Here is an 18890-nt window from a genome sequence, read left to right as displayed (position 1 = left end):
AATTTAGCCGTTATTGCCGTCCGACAATGTTGTCACCAGTTCAGCGAGCGAAAATTGCACCGCTTTTTCCACCACATCCTGGCAGTCGCCGGAGAAAAGGGCGGTGCGGGTTTTCGTCTCACCGCAGATATTCCAGGCAAAGCAGACCGTTCCCGCCGCCGTGCCGTCATCGCCCCCTTCCGGACCCGCGTAGCCGCTGATGGCGATGCTGATATCCGCCTGGGCAATGTCGCGGATGCTGGCGGCCATCTCGGTCACCGTCTGTTCACTGACGGCGGTATAGCGCGCCAGCGTCTCCTGACGCACGCCGAGGATCCGCGATTTGGCTTCATCGCTGAACACAACCAGCCCGACGTCATAAAAATCGGCCGTGTTTTCCTCTGCACACAGCGCCACCGAGAGCTTTCCTCCCGTGCAGGATTCCGCGGTGGTTAAGCGCAGCCCGGCATCGGTTAATTTACTCGCCAGCTTTTTGGTGAGTTCACTCACGGTATAATGACTGTCGTGTAAAAGATTGCTCATCTTGCCGCCTCTTATTTTTCAACAGGAATGATTGAAATATGTCCATTGCGCTCAAGTATGGCATATTTAATTTCGCCAAGTTCTGTAATGCCATTATTTTGACGCGCTGACACCAGAATATCATCACAAGATACGTCGACTTTTTTTAGCTTATCCGCTAATGGAACGCCATTCTCAACCAGAATCACAGGGGTCCCATCAAGAATATTCTCCACCGGGGAAAAATATTTCTTCATCAGGCCAAATATAATATCAACGACCACCAGCGTGGTAATGGTAATCATTGCGCCGGTAACGGAGAAATCCTGCCCCAAAAGCGCCTGCTGCGTCGCCTCACTAATAATTAAGAGGAGGATGAGATCAAAGCTGGTCATCTGCAGCAGCGCCCGTCGCCCTGCCACTTTAAATACCACCACGAGAAACAGATAAATCGCCAGCGCGCGAAAGACCATATCCATATCAGCCTCCTAGGGATAAATAAATTGCCAGAGGTTAATCTCCGACTCGTTGTTGACGCGGATGACGGTGTTCCATTTACCGGCTCTGGAAGGTGTCGTGAAGTATAAAACAGAGAAGTTGTCTGATTTTTGCAGGTCGTCATAGACCAAATAGAGGGTTTTGCCGTGGCTATACATTTTGTCTGGCTGCGGCCAGACGCTGCCGGGCTCGTACACGTCGCTGCTGTCGGTGGTCAGGCTGAGGGTATAGCTGCCCTCCGTCTTCACCGGGAAGGTGACCTGCATTCTTGACTCCGTCTCCCGCCGGCCGAAGCGTTCATAGTTTATGCTCAAGGAGTTAGCGGAATTGGTTTTGGCCGTATCGCTCACCACTCCGCTGGAAAACAGACCAGCAACCGCTGCGATGATAATAGCCAGGAGGACCACAAAACCCACCTGGCGAAATGAATATTCAAATCTCAACAAGCGATAACTCTCATCTATCCCGGGTAACTTTTCATTTTCATGCTTCATAGTCGTTGTCACCGTTTCGCTTATTTCAAGATAGTTTTGATTTCCAAAGAGAATGTTTTTAAGACTTATCACATTTGCCACATAAAGGAATAGCAACAATACTTAATATGTCAAGACACTCAAAAATGAAGGATATCAGATGAAATTATCACTTATTTCCGCTTTTTTGATATTTTTGGTTCCAGCTGCGTGGGCAGATAATAACGGCGGGTTACAAAAAGGTGAAGCACCGCCACCGCCCCACGCGCTGGACAGCGGATATCGTGGAACCGACGACGCGCGTATTATGACCATCGATCAGGCAAAACAATTGCACGATGGCGCGACAATTTCATTGCGCGGTAATCTTATTGACGGTAGCGGCGATAAGTTTGTATTCCAGGATAAAACCGGAAAAATCGACGTTATTATTCCCCAGGCAGTCTTCGACGGCAGAACGGTAAAACCCGATCAGATGATCAGTATCAACGGTTCGCTTGATAAAAAATCATCGCCTGCCGTCGTTCGTGTTGATCGTTTGCAGAAATAATTCAGCGAAGCGTTAACGCTGCAACTATCCATCAAATCTCACCCCTTGGCTTAAGGAGTCAGCTATGAGTGATACTACACAACGTACGAACGCTTACCCGAAACCCCCGTTCCCGGAACAGCCGCAAACGCCGCCGGGACTGGCGTCTGAAATGCAGCCTGTACCCGACCACGGTGAAACAAGCTATAAAGGGCATGGCCGCCTTGCCGGCAAAAAAGCGCTGATCACCGGTGGTGACTCCGGGATTGGACGCGCAGTGGCTATCGCCTACGCCCGTGAAGGGGCAGACGTCGCCATCAACTATCTGCCTGAAGAAGAGAAAGATGCCGCCGAGGTCATCGACCTGATCAAAGCGGAAGGCCGCAAGGCCATCGCGCTGCCCGGAGACGTCCGGGACGAGACCTTTTGCCAGAATCTGGTCGAAGAAGCCGTTTCGAAGCTGGGCGGGCTGGATATTCTGGTCAACAACGCAGGCCGCCAGCAGTTCCGGGAATCCCTTGAAGAGCTGACCACTGAAGATTTTGACGCGACGTTTAAAACCAACGTTTACGCCCCCTTCTGGATCACCAAGGCCGCCCTGCGCCACCTGAAAGCGTCGTCCGTGATCATTAACACTTCCTCCGTTCAGGCGGTGAAGCCCAGCCCCGTACTGCTGGACTATGCTCAGACGAAGGCCTGTCTGGCGGTGTTTACTAAATCCTTAGCCAAACAGCTGGGTCCGAAAGGCATTCGCGTCAACGCGGTCGCCCCCGGCCCGTACTGGACGGTACTCCAGTCCAGCGGCGGCCAGCCGATGGAGAAAGTGAAGGAGTTCGGGGGGGATACCCCGCTGGGTCGTCCGGGACAGCCCGTCGAGATTGCCCCGCTGTACGTCACACTGGCCTCGGATGAGTGTTCCTTTACCTCCGGTCAGGTATGGTGCTCTGACGGCGGCGACGGCGTGATCTAAACCGGTTTGCAGCTTATCCCTCCGCAGTGAGCAATAAATGAACAAGGACGTTCATCACCCACCTCGCCTGAAAAACATGTTGTAACTCAAACAGATCAAATGTTAAAAATATTTTGCTATCAAGTTATCAAAATTAAACAACTTAACTTGTCACCCGCATCGCTCTGTTTTTAACATCGCCTATGGAAAAAAATGGTCTGTTCAGTCAGCGCATACGCTTGCGCCATTTGCATACATTTGTGGCCGTCGCTCAACAGGGAACGCTGGGGCGCGCGGCTGAAACTCTTAACCTGAGCCAGCCCGCGCTCTCGAAAACCCTTAACGAGCTAGAACAGCTGACCGGCGCCCGTCTATTTGACCGCGGTCGGCTGGGGGCACAGCTGACTCTGGTGGGCGAACAGTTCCTGACGCACGCCGTGAAGGTGCTGGATGCGCTCAACACCGCAGGCCAGTCCCTGCACCGAAAAGAAGAGCAGACCAGCGAGGTGGTGCGCGTCGGCGCCCTGCCAACCGCGGCGCTGGGGATCCTACCGCCCGTTATTGGTCAGTTCCATAAGCAGCAGCGAAATACCACTATTCAGGTTGCCACCATGAATAACACCATGCTGCTCGCGGGGCTGAAATCGGGTGAGCTTGATCTCGGTATCGGTCGAATGTCCGACCCCGAGCTGATGGGCGGTCTCAATTATGAACTGCTGTTCCTGGAATCCCTGAAGCTGGTGGTTCGACCCGATCATCCCCTGCTGCAGGACACGGTGACGTTAAGCCGGGTGATGGAGTGGCCGGTGGTGGTTTGCCCGAAAGGGACCGTCCCGCGCCAGGCCGCCGAAACCTTGCTGCAGATGCAGGGGTGTACGCTACCCTCAGGGTGCATCGAAACGCTTTCGGCTTCTCTTTCGCGCCAGCTTACCCTGGATTATGACTACGTCTGGTTCGTCCCCTCCGGTGCGGTAAAAGATGATTTGCGTCAGGGCACGCTGACCGCCCTGCCGATCGCCTCCCCGGGTGCGGGTGAACCCATCGGTATTTTGACCCGGGTGGATACTCCCCTTTCCACGGGCGCACAAACGCTACTGAGCGCTATCCGTAAATCTATGCCTGTCTGATTCCCTTCACCCCTCACCCAGTTCCCTCTCCCACAGAGAGAGGGAACTGGGCTGTGCGTTAATCAAATAATGCGGAATGATTCATTAACAATTGCGTAAAACAAATTAACAGTTTTATCATAACGGCGGATTAACCATTTGGTTCGCGAATCGTTATATAAACAATAATTCACTCGTTTTAATCATTGCTCTACCCGCATTTATTATCCAGATGGTACACACCCGGCAATGCGGAGAGATTCAAAGGAGACAGAAATGGCATTTGGCAGCGCGCCGCGCGGGATACCTCGTATTTTGCAGTGGCTCCTTGCCGGACTGATGTTGCTCATCGGTCTGGCGGTTGGCGGGTTGGGCTTCAAGCTCGCCGCCGTAGGCGGAAGTTTTTACTTCGTGATAATGGGCGTGGTGATGGTCATTGCCGCGCTCCTGATTTTCCTCAATCGCAGCAGCGGGATCGTGCTTTACGGCATCGCGTTTATTGCCTCGCTGTTCTGGGCGGTAAGCGATGCGGGCTGGGATTTCTGGCCGCTCTTCTCGCGCCTGTTCACCTTTGCCGTACTGGCCTTCCTCTGCGCCATCGTCTGGCCTTTCCTGCGCGCGGCAAACCGCGGCGCAGCGAATAAAGCCCCGGCTAATGGCGTTGCGGCGGTTCTCGCACTGGCGATGCTGGTCAGCCTCGGCTGGATGTTTAAGCCTCAAACCCTCGTGGCGGCGAACGAGCCCGTTCCGGTGAAACCCGTTGCTCCCGGCGAACAGCAGAAAAACTGGGAACACTGGGGCAACACCACCCACGGCGACCGCTTCGCCGCGCTGGACCAGATTAACAAGCAAAACATCAGCAATCTGAAAGTTGCCTGGGTGGCGCACACCGGGGATATTCCGCAGAGCAACGGCTCCGGTGCGGAAGATCAGAACACGCCATTGCAGATTGGCGACACGCTCTATGTCTGCACGCCGTACAGTAAAGTGCTGGCGCTGGACGTGGATTCCGGGAAAGAAAAATGGCGTTATGATTCGAAAGCCACCGCGCCGAACTGGCAGCGTTGTCGTGGTCTGGGCTACTTTGAAGATCATGCAAAAGTGACAGTGTCACAGACCGAAACATCGCCAGCGGCATGCCCTCGCCGCCTGTTCCTGCCGACCACCGACGCCCGTCTGATTGCCATCAACGCGGATAATGGCAAGCTGTGCGACGACTTTGGCGACCATGGCACCGTTGACCTGAGCATCGGCATGGGTGAGATCAAGCCGGGCTATTATCAGCAGACCTCCACGCCGCTGGTAGCCGGAAACGTCGTTGTCGTCGGCGGTCGCGTCGCGGATAACTTCTCCACCGGCGAGCCGCCGGGCGTGGTGCGCGCCTACGACGTTCACACCGGTAAGCTCGCCTGGGCGTGGGATCCGGGTAACCCGAACCTGACCGGCCTGCCGCCGGAAGGCCAGACTTATACCCGCGGTACGCCGAACGTCTGGTCTGCGATGTCTTACGACGCTAAGCTGAACCTGATCTACCTGCCAACCGGCAACGCCACGCCAGACTTCTGGGCAGGCGAGCGTACCGCGCTGGACGATAAGTACAGCTCCTCCATCGTCGCCGTCGACGCCGCCACCGGACAGGTACGCTGGCATTTCCAGACCACCCACCACGATCTGTGGGACTTCGACCTGCCTTCCCAGCCGCTGCTGTACGACCTGCCGGACGGCAAAGGCGGCACCACGCCTGTACTGGTGCAGACCAGCAAGCAGGGCATGATCTTTATGCTCAACCGTGAAACCGGCAAGCCGGTGGCGAAGGTGGAGGAACGTCCAGTTCCGGCGGGTAACGTTGAAGGTGAACGCTACTCTCCGACCCAGCCGTACTCCGTGGGCATGCCGATGATTGGCAACCAGACTTTGACCGAGTCCGACATGTGGGGGGCGACGCCTGTCGACCTGCTTCTGTGCCGCATTCAGTTTAAAGAGATGCGTCATCAGGGCGTCTTCACCCCGCCGGGTCTTGACCGTTCCCTGCAGTTCCCCGGCTCGCTCGGCGGGATGAACTGGGGCAGCGTCTCCGTTGACCCGAACAACAGCCTGATGTTCGTCAACGATATGCGTCTGGGGCTGGCAAACTACATGGTGCCGCGCGCGAACGTCGCGAAAAACGCCAGCGGCATTGAGATGGGGATTGTCCCGATGGACGGCACGCCGTTCGGCGCAATGCGCGAACGCTTCCTGTCGCCGCTGGGCATTCCGTGCCAGAAGCCGCCGTTCGGGACCATGTCGGCCGTTGACCTGAAAACCGGCAAGCTGGTGTGGCAGGTACCGGTTGGTACCGTGGAAGATACCGGCCCGCTGGGCATTCGCATGCACATGCCAATCCCAATCGGGATGCCAACGCTGGGCGCGTCGCTGTCAACCCAGTCCGGCCTGCTGTTCTTCGCCGGCACCCAGGATTTCTACCTGCGCGCGTTTGATACCGCCACCGGGAAAGAGATCTGGAAGGACCGCCTGCCGGTCGGCAGCCAGTCCGGCCCGATGACCTACGTCTCGCCGAAAACCGGTAAGCAGTACATCGTCATTAACGCCGGGGGCGCTCGCCAGTCGCCGGATCGCGGTGATTACGTTATCGCGTACGCGTTACCCGATAAGCAGTAACGGATGAAAAAAGGGACCGAAAGGTCCCTTTTTTGTCGGCCGGGTAAACGAAGCGCCACCCGACACGGCCGGCGACTCAGAACGTTTCCCAGTTATCACCGTTATGCGCTACCGCCGGACGTAGTGCGGCAGGTTTTACTGCCGCAGAGTTCTGCTGTTGAGTACGCCCCTGAGCCTTGCCGCTCAGACGAAACGCCCCGACCGCCTCTGTCAGACGCGCGCCCTGTTCTTCCAGCGACGCGGCCGCCGCGGAGGCCTCTTCCACCAGCGAGGCGTTCTGCTGAGTCACTTTATCCATCTCCGAAATAGCCTGGCTGACCTGCACGATACCGCGGCTCTGCTCGTCAGACGCGGCGGCAATCTCCAGCATAATGTCGGTGACGCGCTTCACCGCCTCGACGATCTCATTCATGGTATTGCCTGCGGCAACGACTTCACCGGAACCCTGGTCTATCAGCGAGACCGATTCGTTGATCAGGCTTTCGATCTCTTTTGCGGCGTTGGCGCTGCGGCTTGCAAGGGTACGAACTTCACTGGCCACCACGGCGAACCCGCGTCCCTGCTCGCCCGCCCGCGCCGCTTCTACCGCCGCGTTAAGCGCCAGGATATTGGTCTGGAAGGCGATGCTGTTGATCACCGCGGTAATCTCAGAGATTTTCTTCGAACTGCTTGAGATATTGCCCATAGTTTTCACCACACCGGAGACCATCTGGCCGCCGCGGCTGGCTTTCCCGGAGGCATCTTCCGCCAGCTTGCTGGCATGATGGGCGTTATCGGCGTTCTGCTTCACCGTCGCGGTCAGCTGCTCCATGCTGGCGGCAGTCTGCTCAATCGCCGCGGCCTGCTGCTCGGTGCGTGATGAGAGATCGGTGTTACCGGCAGAGATCTCGCTGGTACCCCGGTAGATCTCCTCCGCTCCCTGACGGACGGTGCCGACCGTTGTTTCAAGGGAGTGCTGCATGGTTTGCAGATCGCGCGTCAGGCGGCCAATTTCGCTGCGTCCGGCCACGTCGTCCGGCATCGTCAGGTCGCCTTTGGCGATATTCTCGATACGTTTCGCTGCACGCTGGAGCGGATTAATGACCGTGCGGCGCAGCACGACGAAGGTCATCGCGGTCAGCGCCAGCGCCAGCGCAAACGCGCCCACCATAAACATCAGACCCAGCTGCGTGCGGCTGTGCGCCTGCGCCGTCAGCGCATTGGCGCGGTCGGTGCGGATCTTAATCGCCTTCAGCAGAACGGCGTTGTAAGCATCGTCCAGCGGGCGCGCGGTCTCATTTTCGTGGTTGATGATCGCCTCGAACATGCCGTTTTTGGCAAATTTGACCATCGGCTGGAGGCCCGCAATATAGGCGTCGTAGCGTGCCTTCAGGTCTGCATCCAGCGCTTCGTCCGCAGCGCTACGGACGGAACGATGCATATAGGCGGTAAAGCTATCCTGGGATTGCTTAATGCGCGTTTCCGCCTCACGGATGTTCTGCTTCATGGCCTCCATCTCCGCGATACGGCTTGCCGCGCCGGCGTGGATCATATTGATACGCGCGGTGCGCAGATGGTTTGAGCTGTTCGACAGCCCCATACGCACCTGAATTTCGGACGTAACGTCCTGCTGATCGTTGTCCGCCTGTAGCAGGAAATACCCCGCCAGACCCGAACTCAAGGCAAACAGCAGAATAATGCCACCGAGAATGGAGGAAAACAGCGGAACCAGCCTGATGTGATGCAGGAAGCTCAGCTTGCGCTGCGCCTGCATCGAAGAAGTGTTGTCCATGACCGTCGACTCTCTTATAGGTAAGATGCGCAAAAACACGCCTGTTAGATAGTCATCGGCACGGCAGAGATTTAGATTACGGCTAAAAACGCCGCACTGGTCACACTTTAGAGAAGATTATTAAAGAAATGCCAGCGGCTAAAAACCGCTGGCAGAAGAGTTACTTGTCGCCGAAATGAATGACGGTGCGGATGGATTTTCCTTCGTGCATCAGATCGAACGCCTCGTTGATCTGCTCCAGCGGCAAACGGTGGGTGATGAACGGGTCGAGCTGTATTTTACCGACCATCGCGTCTTCCACCATGCCGGGAAGCTGGGTACGCCCCTTCACGCCGCCAAAGGCGGAGCCGCGCCAGACGCGTCCGGTCACCAGCTGGAATGGACGGGTTTTGATCTCCTGTCCTGCCCCGGCCACGCCGATGATGATGCTCTCACCCCAGCCCTTGTGGCAGCATTCCAGCGCAGAACGCATTACGTTGACGTTGCCGATACACTCGAAGCTGAAGTCCACGCCGCCGTCGGTCATCTCAACGATGACGTCCTGAATCGGTTTCTCGTGATCTTTCGGGTTCACGAAATCGGTCGCGCCCATTTCACCCGCCAGCTTGAATTTTTCCGGGTTGGTATCGACCGCGATGATACGCCCGGCCTTCGCCTGCACCGCGCCCTGAATCACCGCCAGACCAATGCCGCCGAGACCAAACACCGCCACGGTGTCGCCCTCTTTGACTTTTGCCGTGTTATGCACCGCGCCAATGCCGGTGGTTACGCCACAGCCCAGCAGGCAGACTTTATCCAGCGGCGCCTGCGGGTTGACCTTCGCCAGCGAGATCTCCGCGCAAACGGTGTATTCGCTGAAGGTGCTGGTACCCATGTAGTGATAGATTGGCTCACCGTTGTAGGAGAAACGGGTGGTGCCGTCCGGCATCAGCCCTTTCCCCTGAGTGGCGCGCACGGCCTGGCAGAGGTTAGTTTTACCGGATTTACAGAACTTACACTCGCCGCATTCCGCCGTGTACAGCGGGATAACGTGATCGCCTGGCTTCAGGCTGGTCACGCCCTCGCCCACTTCCACCACAATCCCGCCGCCTTCATGACCCAGCACCGCCGGGAAGACGCCTTCCGGATCGTCACCGGAGAGGGTAAATGCATCGGTATGGCACACGCCGGTATGGGTGATTTTGATCAGCACTTCGCCTTTTTTCGGCGGTGCGACGTCGATGTCGACGATTTTCAGCGGCTGGCCGGGGCCAAATGCAACAGCTGCGCGAGATTTCATCATGTCTTCCCTTTTTGTCAGGTGTGTGGATTTATTTTAGATAAGAGCGCAGCAAATGGCCGACTTCCGCCATGCGTACGGCTCGCTGATCCGGCGTTGTGTCTCCCGTCACCAGCTCGTCTTTGAGATGTATTTCAACCATTTCGCCCATCAGGCCATTGGCAGCGCCGCGCACGGCGGCAATTTGCTGCAGGATGGCCAGACAGGGGTCGCCCGACTCCAGCGCGCGTTCAAGGGCATCAACCTGGCCCCGAATGCGGCGGACGCGGGTAAGAATACGTTTTTTATCTTCGGGTGAGTGCGGCATATGCCCTCCTGATACTATAGGGGGGTATGGTATATGAGTTATCTTACATATGTAAACTTACTTTTAACGTGAAATCTAGATCGCGCTGAGCTTATCCGGCACTCATCCCCCTGCCATCTTGCGCCAGCATTTGCAGCTCCTCCTGAAGCCATCGGGTCGCCCCCCGCTGGCCGCTGCGCTTATGCGAGTAAATTTTCACCTCAAATTTGGGAATAGAGAACGGCAAGGCAAAAATCCTCAGTTCCGCCGCCGCAACCAGCTTCTCGGCGGCGTAACGAGGAATGGCCATCAGCAGGTCGCTTTCCGCAACGATAAATGGCGCGCTCAGCATCGACGGCGTTTTGATCGCAATGTGCCGCGTATAGCCCAGCTGCTCGAGCCGCACGTCCAGGACGCCCTGCTTTTCATTCCACGGCGTCACCACCAGGTGTCGGGCCGCGAGATAATCCTCCAGCGTTAGCCGGGTCCGGCTTGCGTTGCTGATAACCACATACTCATCCTCAAACCAGCCGATCTCTTCCAGTTCCGGATGGCGGATATCGTCCTCGGTGCTGAAACCCAGCGCCAGATCTACCTCGCCCGCCAGCAGCTCCGTCAGCGCCGGGCTGTGCGGCAGATAGCGCAATTCGAAACGCAAGCCCGGGGCAGCAGTCTGCAGCTTGTGCATCAGAGCGGGAAAAATACATAGCGCGGTAAAATCCGTAATCCCAATTTGCAAGCTTTCGGTACTGCTGGCGGCGTCAAACTCCGGCTGCGGGGTCAGCTCCTGATTAAGGAACGACAATGCGGAAGCAATAGAAGGCGCAAGCTGAGAGGCGTACACGCTGGGGGACATACGATGCCCTTCCCGAAAAAAGAGCGGATCGTTAAGGGCCGTGCGCAGACGCGACAGCGCATGGCTCAGCGCCGAGGTGCTCATCGCCAGCTCGTCGGCTGCGAGGCGAACAGAACGGTGGCGGTAAATGGCGTCAAAAACGGGCAGCAGGTTTAAATCAAGACGTCTCAGCGCCGGATGCATAATATTCATCATTTGTTGATTTCATTGCACTTAATTCTTCGGACAATACTCCGTATGCTTAACGCCATCAATCGCGAACCGTGCAAATAACAGGAAAAACAATGAGCATAACCCTTCGTCAGGCCCGTCCCGAAGATGCAGCGGCTATTTACGCCATGATCTATGAGCTGGCGGTATATGAAAAAGCCCCCGAAGAGGTCGTAACCACGCCGGACGAGATCCGGGAAACCCTCTTTGGTGCGGGCAGTAAAACCGAGGCGTTGATCGCTGAGTTTGACGGCAGGATCGCCGGCTATGCCGTGTTCTTCACCAGCTATTCGACCTGGCTTGGACGCAACGGGATTTATATGGAAGACCTGTACATTTCCCCGGACTACCGCGGTAAAGGCGCAGGCAGAGCGCTGCTGAAACATATCGCTCAACTCGCGGTAAAACGGCAATGTGGCCGCCTTGAATGGAGCGTGCTGGACTGGAACCAGCCCGCCATCGATTTTTATCTCAGCATTGGCGCGCTGCCGCAGTCCGAATGGGTGCGCTACCGTCTTGACGGCGAAGCGCTGCTCAAATTTGCCGAATAGCGGCACCGCTCAGCGCGAGGATCCCGACCAGGCGGATCCTCGATTCCCGCCAGTACTGTCTGAAGACATTAATAACTTGTGCTACAATTCCATAAATTTCATTAACATATTGTAGAACATCATGAGTACAACCCCCTTCATCCGCCCGCAGCTCACCCTGCCAAACGGCGCCGATAAACTTCTGCTGCACTCCTGCTGCGCCCCCTGCTCCGGTGAAGTCATGGAAGCTATTCAGGCCTCGGGCATTGACTACACCATTTTCTTCTATAACCCCAACATCCATCCGCAAAAGGAATACCTCATCCGTAAGGAAGAAAACATTCGTTTTGCAGAAAAACACGGCGTGCCGTTTGTTGATGCCGATTACGATACCGATAACTGGTTCGAGCGTGCAAAAGGCATGGAGTGGGAGCCCGAGCGCGGCGTCCGCTGCACCATGTGCTTCGATATGCGCTTCGAGCGTACGGCGCTCTACGCGGCGGAAAATGGTTTCAGCGTTATCAGCAGCTCGCTGGGGATCTCTCGCTGGAAGAATATGCAGCAGATCAATGACTGCGGCCAGCGTGCGGCAGCGCGCTATCCGGGGATGGTCTACTGGGACTACAACTGGCGCAAACAGGGCGGCTCATCACGCATGATTGAGATCAGCAAGCGGGAACAGTTTTACCAGCAGGAATATTGCGGCTGCGTGTATTCCCTTCGGGACAGCAACCTGCACCGCAAGTCTCAGGGCCGCCCGCTTATCCGCATTGGCAAACTGTATTACGGCCATGATGAGAACGAAAAATAACGGCCTCTTCTGGTGTAGATATATCCGAAAACCGGCCAATTCCCTCCGAAATTTAGCGTTCCGCCTCTCATCTTTTCAAAGAGAGGCTATCCTTTAACTATCAACAAAAGGAGGCAAAAATGTCTGATTTCGGTACTGATAAAAACACCCAGTTTGCTGAAGACAAAGCAAAAAATAAATTTGATGAACTTTCAGGTTCAGCCCAGCAGCAGTTCGGTGAATTCGTTGATTCACCGAAGCATCAGGTAAAAGGCGCTGCGAAAAAATATGCCGCACAGGCCAGCGATGCTGTCTCTGACGTGACTGAAGCGGTCAGAAATAACCCGCTCACCGGTCTTATCGCCGCGGGTGCGGTCGGTATTGTGCTTGGCCTGTTGCTGGGGCGCAAATAAACAAGGCCCTTCGGGGCTTTATTTTTTAGCTGAACAATCTCACCATGCGGTCTAATTCCTCCTCTTTCACGGCGCGAGAGAGATAATATCCCTGAAAGTTTTTCACACCAAGCTCGACTAATTTTTCAAACTTCTCCTCACTGTCAACGCCCTCTGCAATGCAAGCTGTTCCGGTCATGTCGCTGTAAATCTGTATCGCTTTAATCAGATTATAATCGTTGTCGTTCGCCACAAAATGATCGACGATGTCCCGATCCAGTTTCAGCCCATCAAAATGCACCTGCCTCACGGGGAACATGGCATGATGGCTTGAGAAGCAGTCGTCAAGAAACAGTTTGCACCCCGTTTTACGCAGGTGCCGCATGGTTTCTGGGATGCTTTTATCTTTCGTTACATCAATATCTTCCGCGAATTCAAAGACCAGCTTTTCTGCCCACTGGGGGTTAAGCAGCATGCCGATGGCTTTCCTGGCCATCTCTGGCAGCGCGTTCCCGGACGCCAGGCGAGGCGGTATATTAACGGAAAAATAGAATTTACCGTTATATTTATTAATCCCGGACACGGCGGCGTGGATCACCATAGCCGTAATCTTTAGCCATACTTCATAATTAGCGATATTATTCAGAAAACGGGCTGGCTTGACTATTTTACCGTTCTTATTCCAGCGAATAAGTATCTCAAACCCCACTCCTTTCTTGTCACGATCGGTAATGATCTGGTAGGCGGGGAATATCTCCCTTTTCACCAGCGCATTAAAAACTTCCGCTTCTTTATCCGTGAAGTCCACTCTTTGATTTTGGTTTTTAATCCGCCTTTCCACTTTTACATTGCGCGGTTCATTCAACCATCGCTTGATACAATGTAATTTCTGCAGACCTTCTTTACGATGGGTGTAAACCGTTTTATTAGAAAGCCTCAGTTTGTCGCACAGGTCTTTTATAGACATGCCGCGATAGAAGTTCAATAAAACATCAACCTCTCTTCTTGTCAGCCATTTGAGTTTTTCTGACGAAGAACAGTCCAGATAGTAATCGCGTAATAAGCGCGAGCGGTCCTTAAAGCCATTATTGTGGGTGTGGAAACAGGATATTACATCAGATACGCTGGCTATGCGAATCAATGATAATTGATGACTGTTATTTAGAAGACTACCCAGGGTTCGATACAGCCAGCTGTCCGGTATATCACCATACAGGGTAACACGACGAATAACAGGAAGTGAATTGAGTACGGATGCCAGTCGCGTCAGGCTCTCCAGGAGAGCTACCGTACCTTTTCCCAGGAACACTACGATGTGAGCGTTTTGATGAATAAGGATATTTTCCTTGTCAGGATCAGATAACTCATCTCCATCAAAGTGAATATGCGCAGTCTCTATGCCGTACTTTTTGAGCAGCAGGTGATATCCCTGAAACGTAAAGCCGCAGGTTGAAATGACAAATCTTTGCTCGTTGCGCGCATCATTCCTGAGAGAAATTTGGTGGGTCATAACCTGCTCCTGGGCACGAAAGCGCCATTATTATTATGAGTATGGAAACCAACAGCGGTGTGTATAATAATTTTACAATACACCATCAGGTTAAGATACTGTTATCAACGCCATGCACTGTAACATCTTTGCGTTAATCACCCTTTTCCACGCATAAATATAACTCTATATTTCTTTTAAAATACCGACCGCAAGCCACTTTTTCTCAGGTATAATGAAAATTCCGAAAAAGAAGGCTGGATACTTCATCTATCGGCTCATCAAATACGAGAAAAATGCTATGGATAATCACATCTCATCCAGGGCCTTGCTACATCGAAGGGATGTTATAAAAAGCAACCCGCGGTTTAGTGAGGCAATATTAGAGCACTACACAATCAATGACGCCATCTACAAAAAACAACCCTTGTTCTACAAGACAATGCTTCAGGAATCACGGTTTAACATTATTCTTTCCATGTGTTGTTTTATATTTGGCAATCAGGCCGAATCCGTCTCAGAGATAAAAGAGTTATGTTCCCGCTATAAAATAGCCAGCCCCAACAGCGTTATTGCGATCATTACGTTACTCAGAACCACAGGACGCATCAGGACCTGGCGCTGCACGGAAGACCGGCGAAAAACGAGAATTGCCCCAACCGAAAAAGGATTGAATGAACTCAAACGCTATATGTCCGGTGCATTTTTACCCGTCAGCATTCTTTACCCGACGTTTAATATAGATGTAAATCTGCTGGATAATGACACATTGAGAAATAATTTCTTCCGCCGCGCGGCAGAATATCTTTTTCGGGGATTAACGTTCAGAAAAGTTTTACCGGAAGTGGGGTTATTTATTGATAAGGATGGAGGCCGCATGATTATGCTGTATCTTTACCTGCAGGCCATAAAAAACAAATCCGCCCACGGCGCGGTTATTCAATATTCCGCTAGCACGCTCGCTAAAGAATTCTTTGTCTCACGGATCCACGTCAACCGGATTATCAAATCGGCGCATGAGGCAGGTTATCTTAAAGATCGTGGTGACGGTCGCCTGTCGGTGTATCCGGCGTTTTTCGAACTGGTCGAAAACTACGCCGGATTATATTTCGCCTATGTAACTCATTACATTAACGTGGTGCCGAAGGAGCGACGCCACCCAAACAACGTAACGTCAACGGTATAATACAAATGGCGTTCGGTATCCCGAACGCCAATCTTTATCTCTCGCGCAGCGCCTCTTTTGCCTTGTTCAGCGGTTTCAACAGATAATCCAGGATGGTTTTGCTGCCGGTTCTAATATCTACCGTTGCAATCATCCCTGGAAAGACCGGAAAGTCTTTGCCCTGCTTATTGGTCAGGTGGTTACTGTCGGTGCGGATATAGACGCGGTAGTAGTAGACATCTCTTTTCACCTCGTCCTGCAGGGTGTCCGGCGAAATCATGGTCACCTCGCCCTCCAGCCCGCCATAGATGGAGTAGTCATAGGCCGTAATTTTCACCAGCGCTTTCTGGCCGGGGTGGATAAACGCGACATCGCGCGGCGAGATTTTCGCCTCAACCACCATCTGGTCGTCCAGCGGGACCAGGCTCATCAGCTTGCCGTTCGGGGGAATAACGCCGCCCACGGTCGTCACGTCAATATCCTTCACAATCCCACGCACCGGCGCGTTGAAGGTCAGCCGGGTCAGGGAGTCCTCACGCCCTTTCATCACCGAACGCTGGGCTTCAATCTCCGCGTTGGCTTTCGCCAGCTCTTCACGGGCGCGGACGTAATACTGATTTTTCATCTCGGTGATTTTATTCTCAAGCTCATTTTTTTGACGCTCAAGACGTAACACCTCAACCTTGCTGGCCGCCCCCTGGGTCACCAGCGGACGGGTCAACGACAGCTCGCGCTGCACCAGCTCGGCGCCCTGACGTAAGCCGGCCAGCCCTTTTTCAAGGCTCTCGCGACGGGACTGATAGAGCGCCGTTTCCTGTTTGACCAGCTCAACGTCATCGTCCAGTTCCTCGGGAAACGCGAGTTCCGTGTCGTTAACTTCGGCCTTCAGTCGCGCAGCCGTTGCCAGCGCCGCGTTCAGACGAGACTCGCTCTCCAGCACGCTGGACTCGGTTTTAGTCCGGTCAAGCTGTGCCAGCTGCTGACCGCGCTCAACGATATCGCCTTCGCGAACCAGCAGGCTGTGGATAATCCCCCCTTCCAGGGACTGAATCACCTGCTCATGGGAGGACGGGATCACCTTGCCGCTGCCGGTCGTGACTTCGTCCAGCTGGAACAGGCTCGCCCAGGCGATAAACACCGCCAGCAGGGCGAACAGCGACCATGCCACCAGCGAGGATCGCGGCAGGCGCGGCTCTTTCAGACGGCTGTTATAACGGGAGAAATCGTTCATGCCGCACCCTCCTCTGCAACAGCCGCCGGCTTCATGGTCACGGTGCGCTGTGCCGCCTTTTGCGGCGCCAGCCCGTGCTGATGCAGGATCGCGTCGCGCGGGCCGTCCATCACCACCTTGCCGTTTTCCAGCACAATAATGCGGTCGACCAAATCCAGAATCGGCAGGCGATGCGTTGCTACCACCAGCGTCCGGCGCTTGCCCAGCCATTTGTGAAGATGCTGAATAAACTGCTTCTCGCTCATCTCGTCCAGCCAGGCGGTAGGCTCATCCAGCAGCAGGATATTCGGGGCAGTGATCAGCGCGCGCGCCAGCAGCAGCGCCTGACGCTGTCCGCCGGAGAGGCCCGTTCCGCCCTCGTTGATGATGGTGTTCAGCCCCATTTTCTGCTTACGCACGTACTCCAGCGCGCCGCTATTGACCAGCGCCTGATGAATTTCATCGTCGGTGGCGAGCGGGTTCCCCATCAGGATATTGTCCCGCACGGAGCCAAAGAACAGCCGCGCCTGCTGGCTAAGCAGCTGCATGTCGCGACGCAGGTCGGCCGGGTCCAGATGATTGAGAGCAATATCGTCCAGCAGAATGCTCCCCTGCTGCGGCTCCTGCATGCCCGCCAGAAGCTGCAGCAGCGTGCTTTTACCGGAGCCGTTACGCCCGAGCACCGCCACGCGCTCACCGGCGCGAATCTGCAGTTTGCTGATGTTCAGCACGGTGAGTTTCTCTTCCTCGTCATAGTAGAAGCCGACGTCTTCCAGCCGGTAATCCCCGCGCAGGTGGGCTTTATGCACCTTCTTCCCGTGCTGCGGATCGTCAATCGGGCGCTGCATCAGGTCGTCCAGCCCCTTGCGGGCCACTTTTGCCGACTGCCAGCGCGAGAGCACGCCAGAGATCTGCGACAGCGGCGCGATGGTACGCGATGCCAGAATCGAGGTGCCCACCAGCGCACCGGTGGTCATGTCGCCGCTGATGACCAGGTAACAGCCCACCATCAGGACCACCGCATAGACGATGGACTGCACCTCCTGGGTCCAGGTCAACAGCAGCCCCGTCAGCCAGCGCTGCTTCATGCCGACGCTGGCGGCCACGTCGTTGGTGTTGTTCCACTGGTTCTGGAAACGCTGCTCGGCGCGCATCAGCTTGATGTCTTCAATGCCCTGCACCGCCTCCACCAGCGTCGCGTTACGAATGGCGGATTCACGCATCCCTTCGCTGGAGAGTTTCCCCAGCGGGCGCTGCACCAGCAGGCCCGGAATAAGCAGCAGCGGCACGGCGAGCAGGACTACCAGCACCAGTGGGCCGCCAATCATCCACAGAATAAAGACGAACAGAAGGAAGAACGGCAGATCGGAGATCGCCGCAATGGTGGTCGAGGTGATGAGCTCGCGCACCGACTCCAGCTCGCGGATCTGGGCGATAAACGATCCGGTTGATTTGGAGCGCGCCCCGTTTTTAATTCGCAGCGCGTGGGCAAAGACGCGTTCTGATATGCGCAGGTCGGCGCGTTTCCCCACCACGTCCGAAATATGCACGCGCAGCATGCGCATGATGAATTCAAACACGATGGCGAGCATAACGCCGCCAAACAGCACCCACAGCGTGGCCTCCGACTGCGACGGTACCACCCTGTCGTACACCTGCATGGAGAAGACCATGCCGGAGAGTGCCAGCACGTTAGCGACCAGCGCCACCAGCATGATGTCGCTGTAGCGGCGCCAGTCCTTCAGCGCCAGCTGCCAGAACCAGTTTTTCTCATACGGTTTGATGTAGTCGTCCACGCGGGCATCCGGCGTGGACTCAAGCGGGCGCAGTACCAGCAGCGTTTTCAACCGTGAGCCGAGCGCGTCCCGCGTTAGCGTCGTCTCCAGCCCGCCGTCGCCGCTGAACTGCAGGCTCACGTTGCCTTCGTTGTCCATGCGGTTAATGACCGCGATTTGACCGCCAGTGAATTCCGCCAGCAGCGGCAGGCGCCACGGATCGAGAGATGTTGCATCCGTCGCCACGCGCATTCCCAGCCCTAGCTGGCGCGCCATCTCCTCCAGCACCAGCTGGCGCGGAGACTGACTTTCATGGTTAATCGTGACCCGAACGTGCTCCACCGAAAAGTCCAGCCGGTAGTGCTTCGCGATGATGAGCATGCCCTGCAGCCAGGGTTCGTACTGTGGATGTGTCTTCATAAT

Annotated in this window: 18 protein-coding genes; 8 read left to right on the top strand and 10 right to left on the bottom strand. The window is 55.2% G+C overall.

All coding sequences use genetic code 11. The features are described 5' to 3' along the window. Positions 1-3 precede the first annotated feature (3 nt). From IM303_RS11315 to IM303_RS11305, 3 genes are read right to left on the bottom strand one after another with little or no spacing between them, the layout of a single operon-like run. Positions 4-522 (bottom strand): 2-oxo-tetronate isomerase, encoded by a 519-nt coding sequence (locus IM303_RS11315; protein WP_193359918.1) that lies wholly within the window; start codon positions 520-522, stop codon positions 4-6. Positions 523-533: 11 nt separating this feature from the next. Beyond that, on the bottom strand, positions 534-980 hold the full coding sequence (locus IM303_RS11310) for a DUF421 domain-containing protein (protein ID WP_088205416.1): 447 nt from the start codon (positions 978-980) through the stop codon (positions 534-536). A gap of 9 nt (positions 981-989) precedes the next feature. Further along, positions 990-1493: a hypothetical protein gene (locus IM303_RS11305; RefSeq protein WP_193359917.1), complete on the bottom strand. Its 504-nt coding sequence runs from the start codon at positions 1491-1493 to the stop codon at positions 990-992. 139 nt (positions 1494-1632) lie between these two features. On the opposite strand from IM303_RS11305, the gene IM303_RS11300 reads away from it, so the two are divergent. The 4 genes from IM303_RS11300 (at position 1633) to IM303_RS11285 (ending at position 6714) form a co-directional block, all read left to right on the top strand. Next, positions 1633-2022: a YdeI family stress tolerance OB fold protein gene (locus IM303_RS11300; RefSeq protein WP_008502282.1), complete on the top strand. Its 390-nt coding sequence runs from the start codon at positions 1633-1635 to the stop codon at positions 2020-2022. A 64-nt stretch (positions 2023-2086) separates the two neighbouring features. After that, entirely contained in the window at positions 2087-2971 is an 885-nt protein-coding gene (locus IM303_RS11295) for an SDR family oxidoreductase (RefSeq protein ID WP_028013098.1), read from the top strand. A gap of 182 nt (positions 2972-3153) precedes the next feature. After that, on the top strand, positions 3154-4077 hold the full coding sequence (locus IM303_RS11290) for a LysR substrate-binding domain-containing protein (protein WP_028013097.1): 924 nt from the start codon (positions 3154-3156) through the stop codon (positions 4075-4077). A gap of 255 nt (positions 4078-4332) precedes the next feature. Beyond that, on the top strand, positions 4333-6714 hold the full coding sequence (locus tag IM303_RS11285) for a glucose/quinate/shikimate family membrane-bound PQQ-dependent dehydrogenase (RefSeq protein WP_193359916.1): 2382 nt from the start codon (positions 4333-4335) through the stop codon (positions 6712-6714). A gap of 76 nt (positions 6715-6790) precedes the next feature. On the opposite strand, the gene IM303_RS11280 is transcribed toward IM303_RS11285, so the two are convergent. From IM303_RS11280 to IM303_RS11265, 4 genes are all read right to left on the bottom strand, one after another. Next, positions 6791-8485: a methyl-accepting chemotaxis protein gene (locus IM303_RS11280; RefSeq protein WP_192971047.1), complete on the bottom strand. Its 1695-nt coding sequence runs from the start codon at positions 8483-8485 to the stop codon at positions 6791-6793. Between the two features lie 160 nt (positions 8486-8645). After that, complete coding sequence (locus IM303_RS11275; protein WP_041910069.1) at positions 8646-9764, bottom strand: S-(hydroxymethyl)glutathione dehydrogenase/class III alcohol dehydrogenase; 1119 nt, start codon at positions 9762-9764, stop codon at positions 8646-8648. Between the two features lie 31 nt (positions 9765-9795). Further along, on the bottom strand, positions 9796-10071 hold the full coding sequence (locus IM303_RS11270; RefSeq protein ID WP_028013093.1) for a metal/formaldehyde-sensitive transcriptional repressor: 276 nt from the start codon (positions 10069-10071) through the stop codon (positions 9796-9798). A 91-nt stretch (positions 10072-10162) separates the two neighbouring features. Then, entirely contained in the window at positions 10163-11101 is a 939-nt protein-coding gene (locus tag IM303_RS11265) for a LysR family transcriptional regulator (RefSeq protein ID WP_192971046.1), read from the bottom strand. A gap of 89 nt (positions 11102-11190) precedes the next feature. Between IM303_RS11265 and IM303_RS11260 the strand changes: the two genes are divergently transcribed. The 3 genes from IM303_RS11260 (at position 11191) to IM303_RS11250 (ending at position 12849) form a co-directional block, all read left to right on the top strand. Then, complete coding sequence (locus tag IM303_RS11260; RefSeq protein ID WP_045260478.1) at positions 11191-11667, top strand: GNAT family N-acetyltransferase; 477 nt, start codon at positions 11191-11193, stop codon at positions 11665-11667. 121 nt (positions 11668-11788) lie between these two features. Further along, a complete protein-coding gene (locus IM303_RS11255) occupies positions 11789-12457 on the top strand; it encodes an epoxyqueuosine reductase QueH (RefSeq protein ID WP_059357517.1) in 669 nt (222 codons plus the stop codon). A gap of 119 nt (positions 12458-12576) precedes the next feature. Further along, the gene (locus tag IM303_RS11250) at positions 12577-12849 is read left to right on the top strand and encodes a YqjD family protein (RefSeq protein WP_028013089.1); all 273 of its coding nucleotides are present in this window, start codon (positions 12577-12579) and stop codon (positions 12847-12849) included. 25 nt (positions 12850-12874) lie between these two features. Here the strand turns inward: IM303_RS11250 and IM303_RS11245 are convergent, their stop codons facing one another. After that, complete coding sequence (locus tag IM303_RS11245; RefSeq protein WP_193359915.1) at positions 12875-14338, bottom strand: EAL domain-containing protein; 1464 nt, start codon at positions 14336-14338, stop codon at positions 12875-12877. A gap of 280 nt (positions 14339-14618) precedes the next feature. Between IM303_RS11245 and IM303_RS11240 the strand changes: the two genes are divergently transcribed. Continuing rightward, positions 14619-15503 (top strand): hypothetical protein, encoded by an 885-nt coding sequence (locus tag IM303_RS11240; protein ID WP_028013087.1) that lies wholly within the window; start codon positions 14619-14621, stop codon positions 15501-15503. Between the two features lie 34 nt (positions 15504-15537). Here IM303_RS11240 and IM303_RS11235 read toward each other — a convergent pair whose 3' ends face one another. Further along, positions 15538-16713, bottom strand: coding sequence for an HlyD family type I secretion periplasmic adaptor subunit (locus tag IM303_RS11235; protein ID WP_193359914.1), 1176 nt, complete (start codon positions 16711-16713; stop codon positions 15538-15540). Continuing rightward, entirely contained in the window at positions 16710-18887 is a 2178-nt protein-coding gene (locus tag IM303_RS11230; RefSeq protein WP_193359913.1) for a type I secretion system permease/ATPase, read from the bottom strand. Before IM303_RS11230 ends, IM303_RS11235 begins: the two co-directional genes overlap by 4 nt. Between the last annotated feature and the right edge of the window lie 3 nt (positions 18888-18890).

This window comes from Enterobacter cloacae complex sp. P38RS, from assembly GCF_014930775.1.
GTDB lineage: Bacteria > Pseudomonadota > Gammaproteobacteria > Enterobacterales > Enterobacteriaceae > Enterobacter > Enterobacter bugandensis.
The sequence above is the reverse complement of the archived record's forward strand: the minus strand, read 5'-3'. Positions and strand labels throughout refer to the sequence as shown.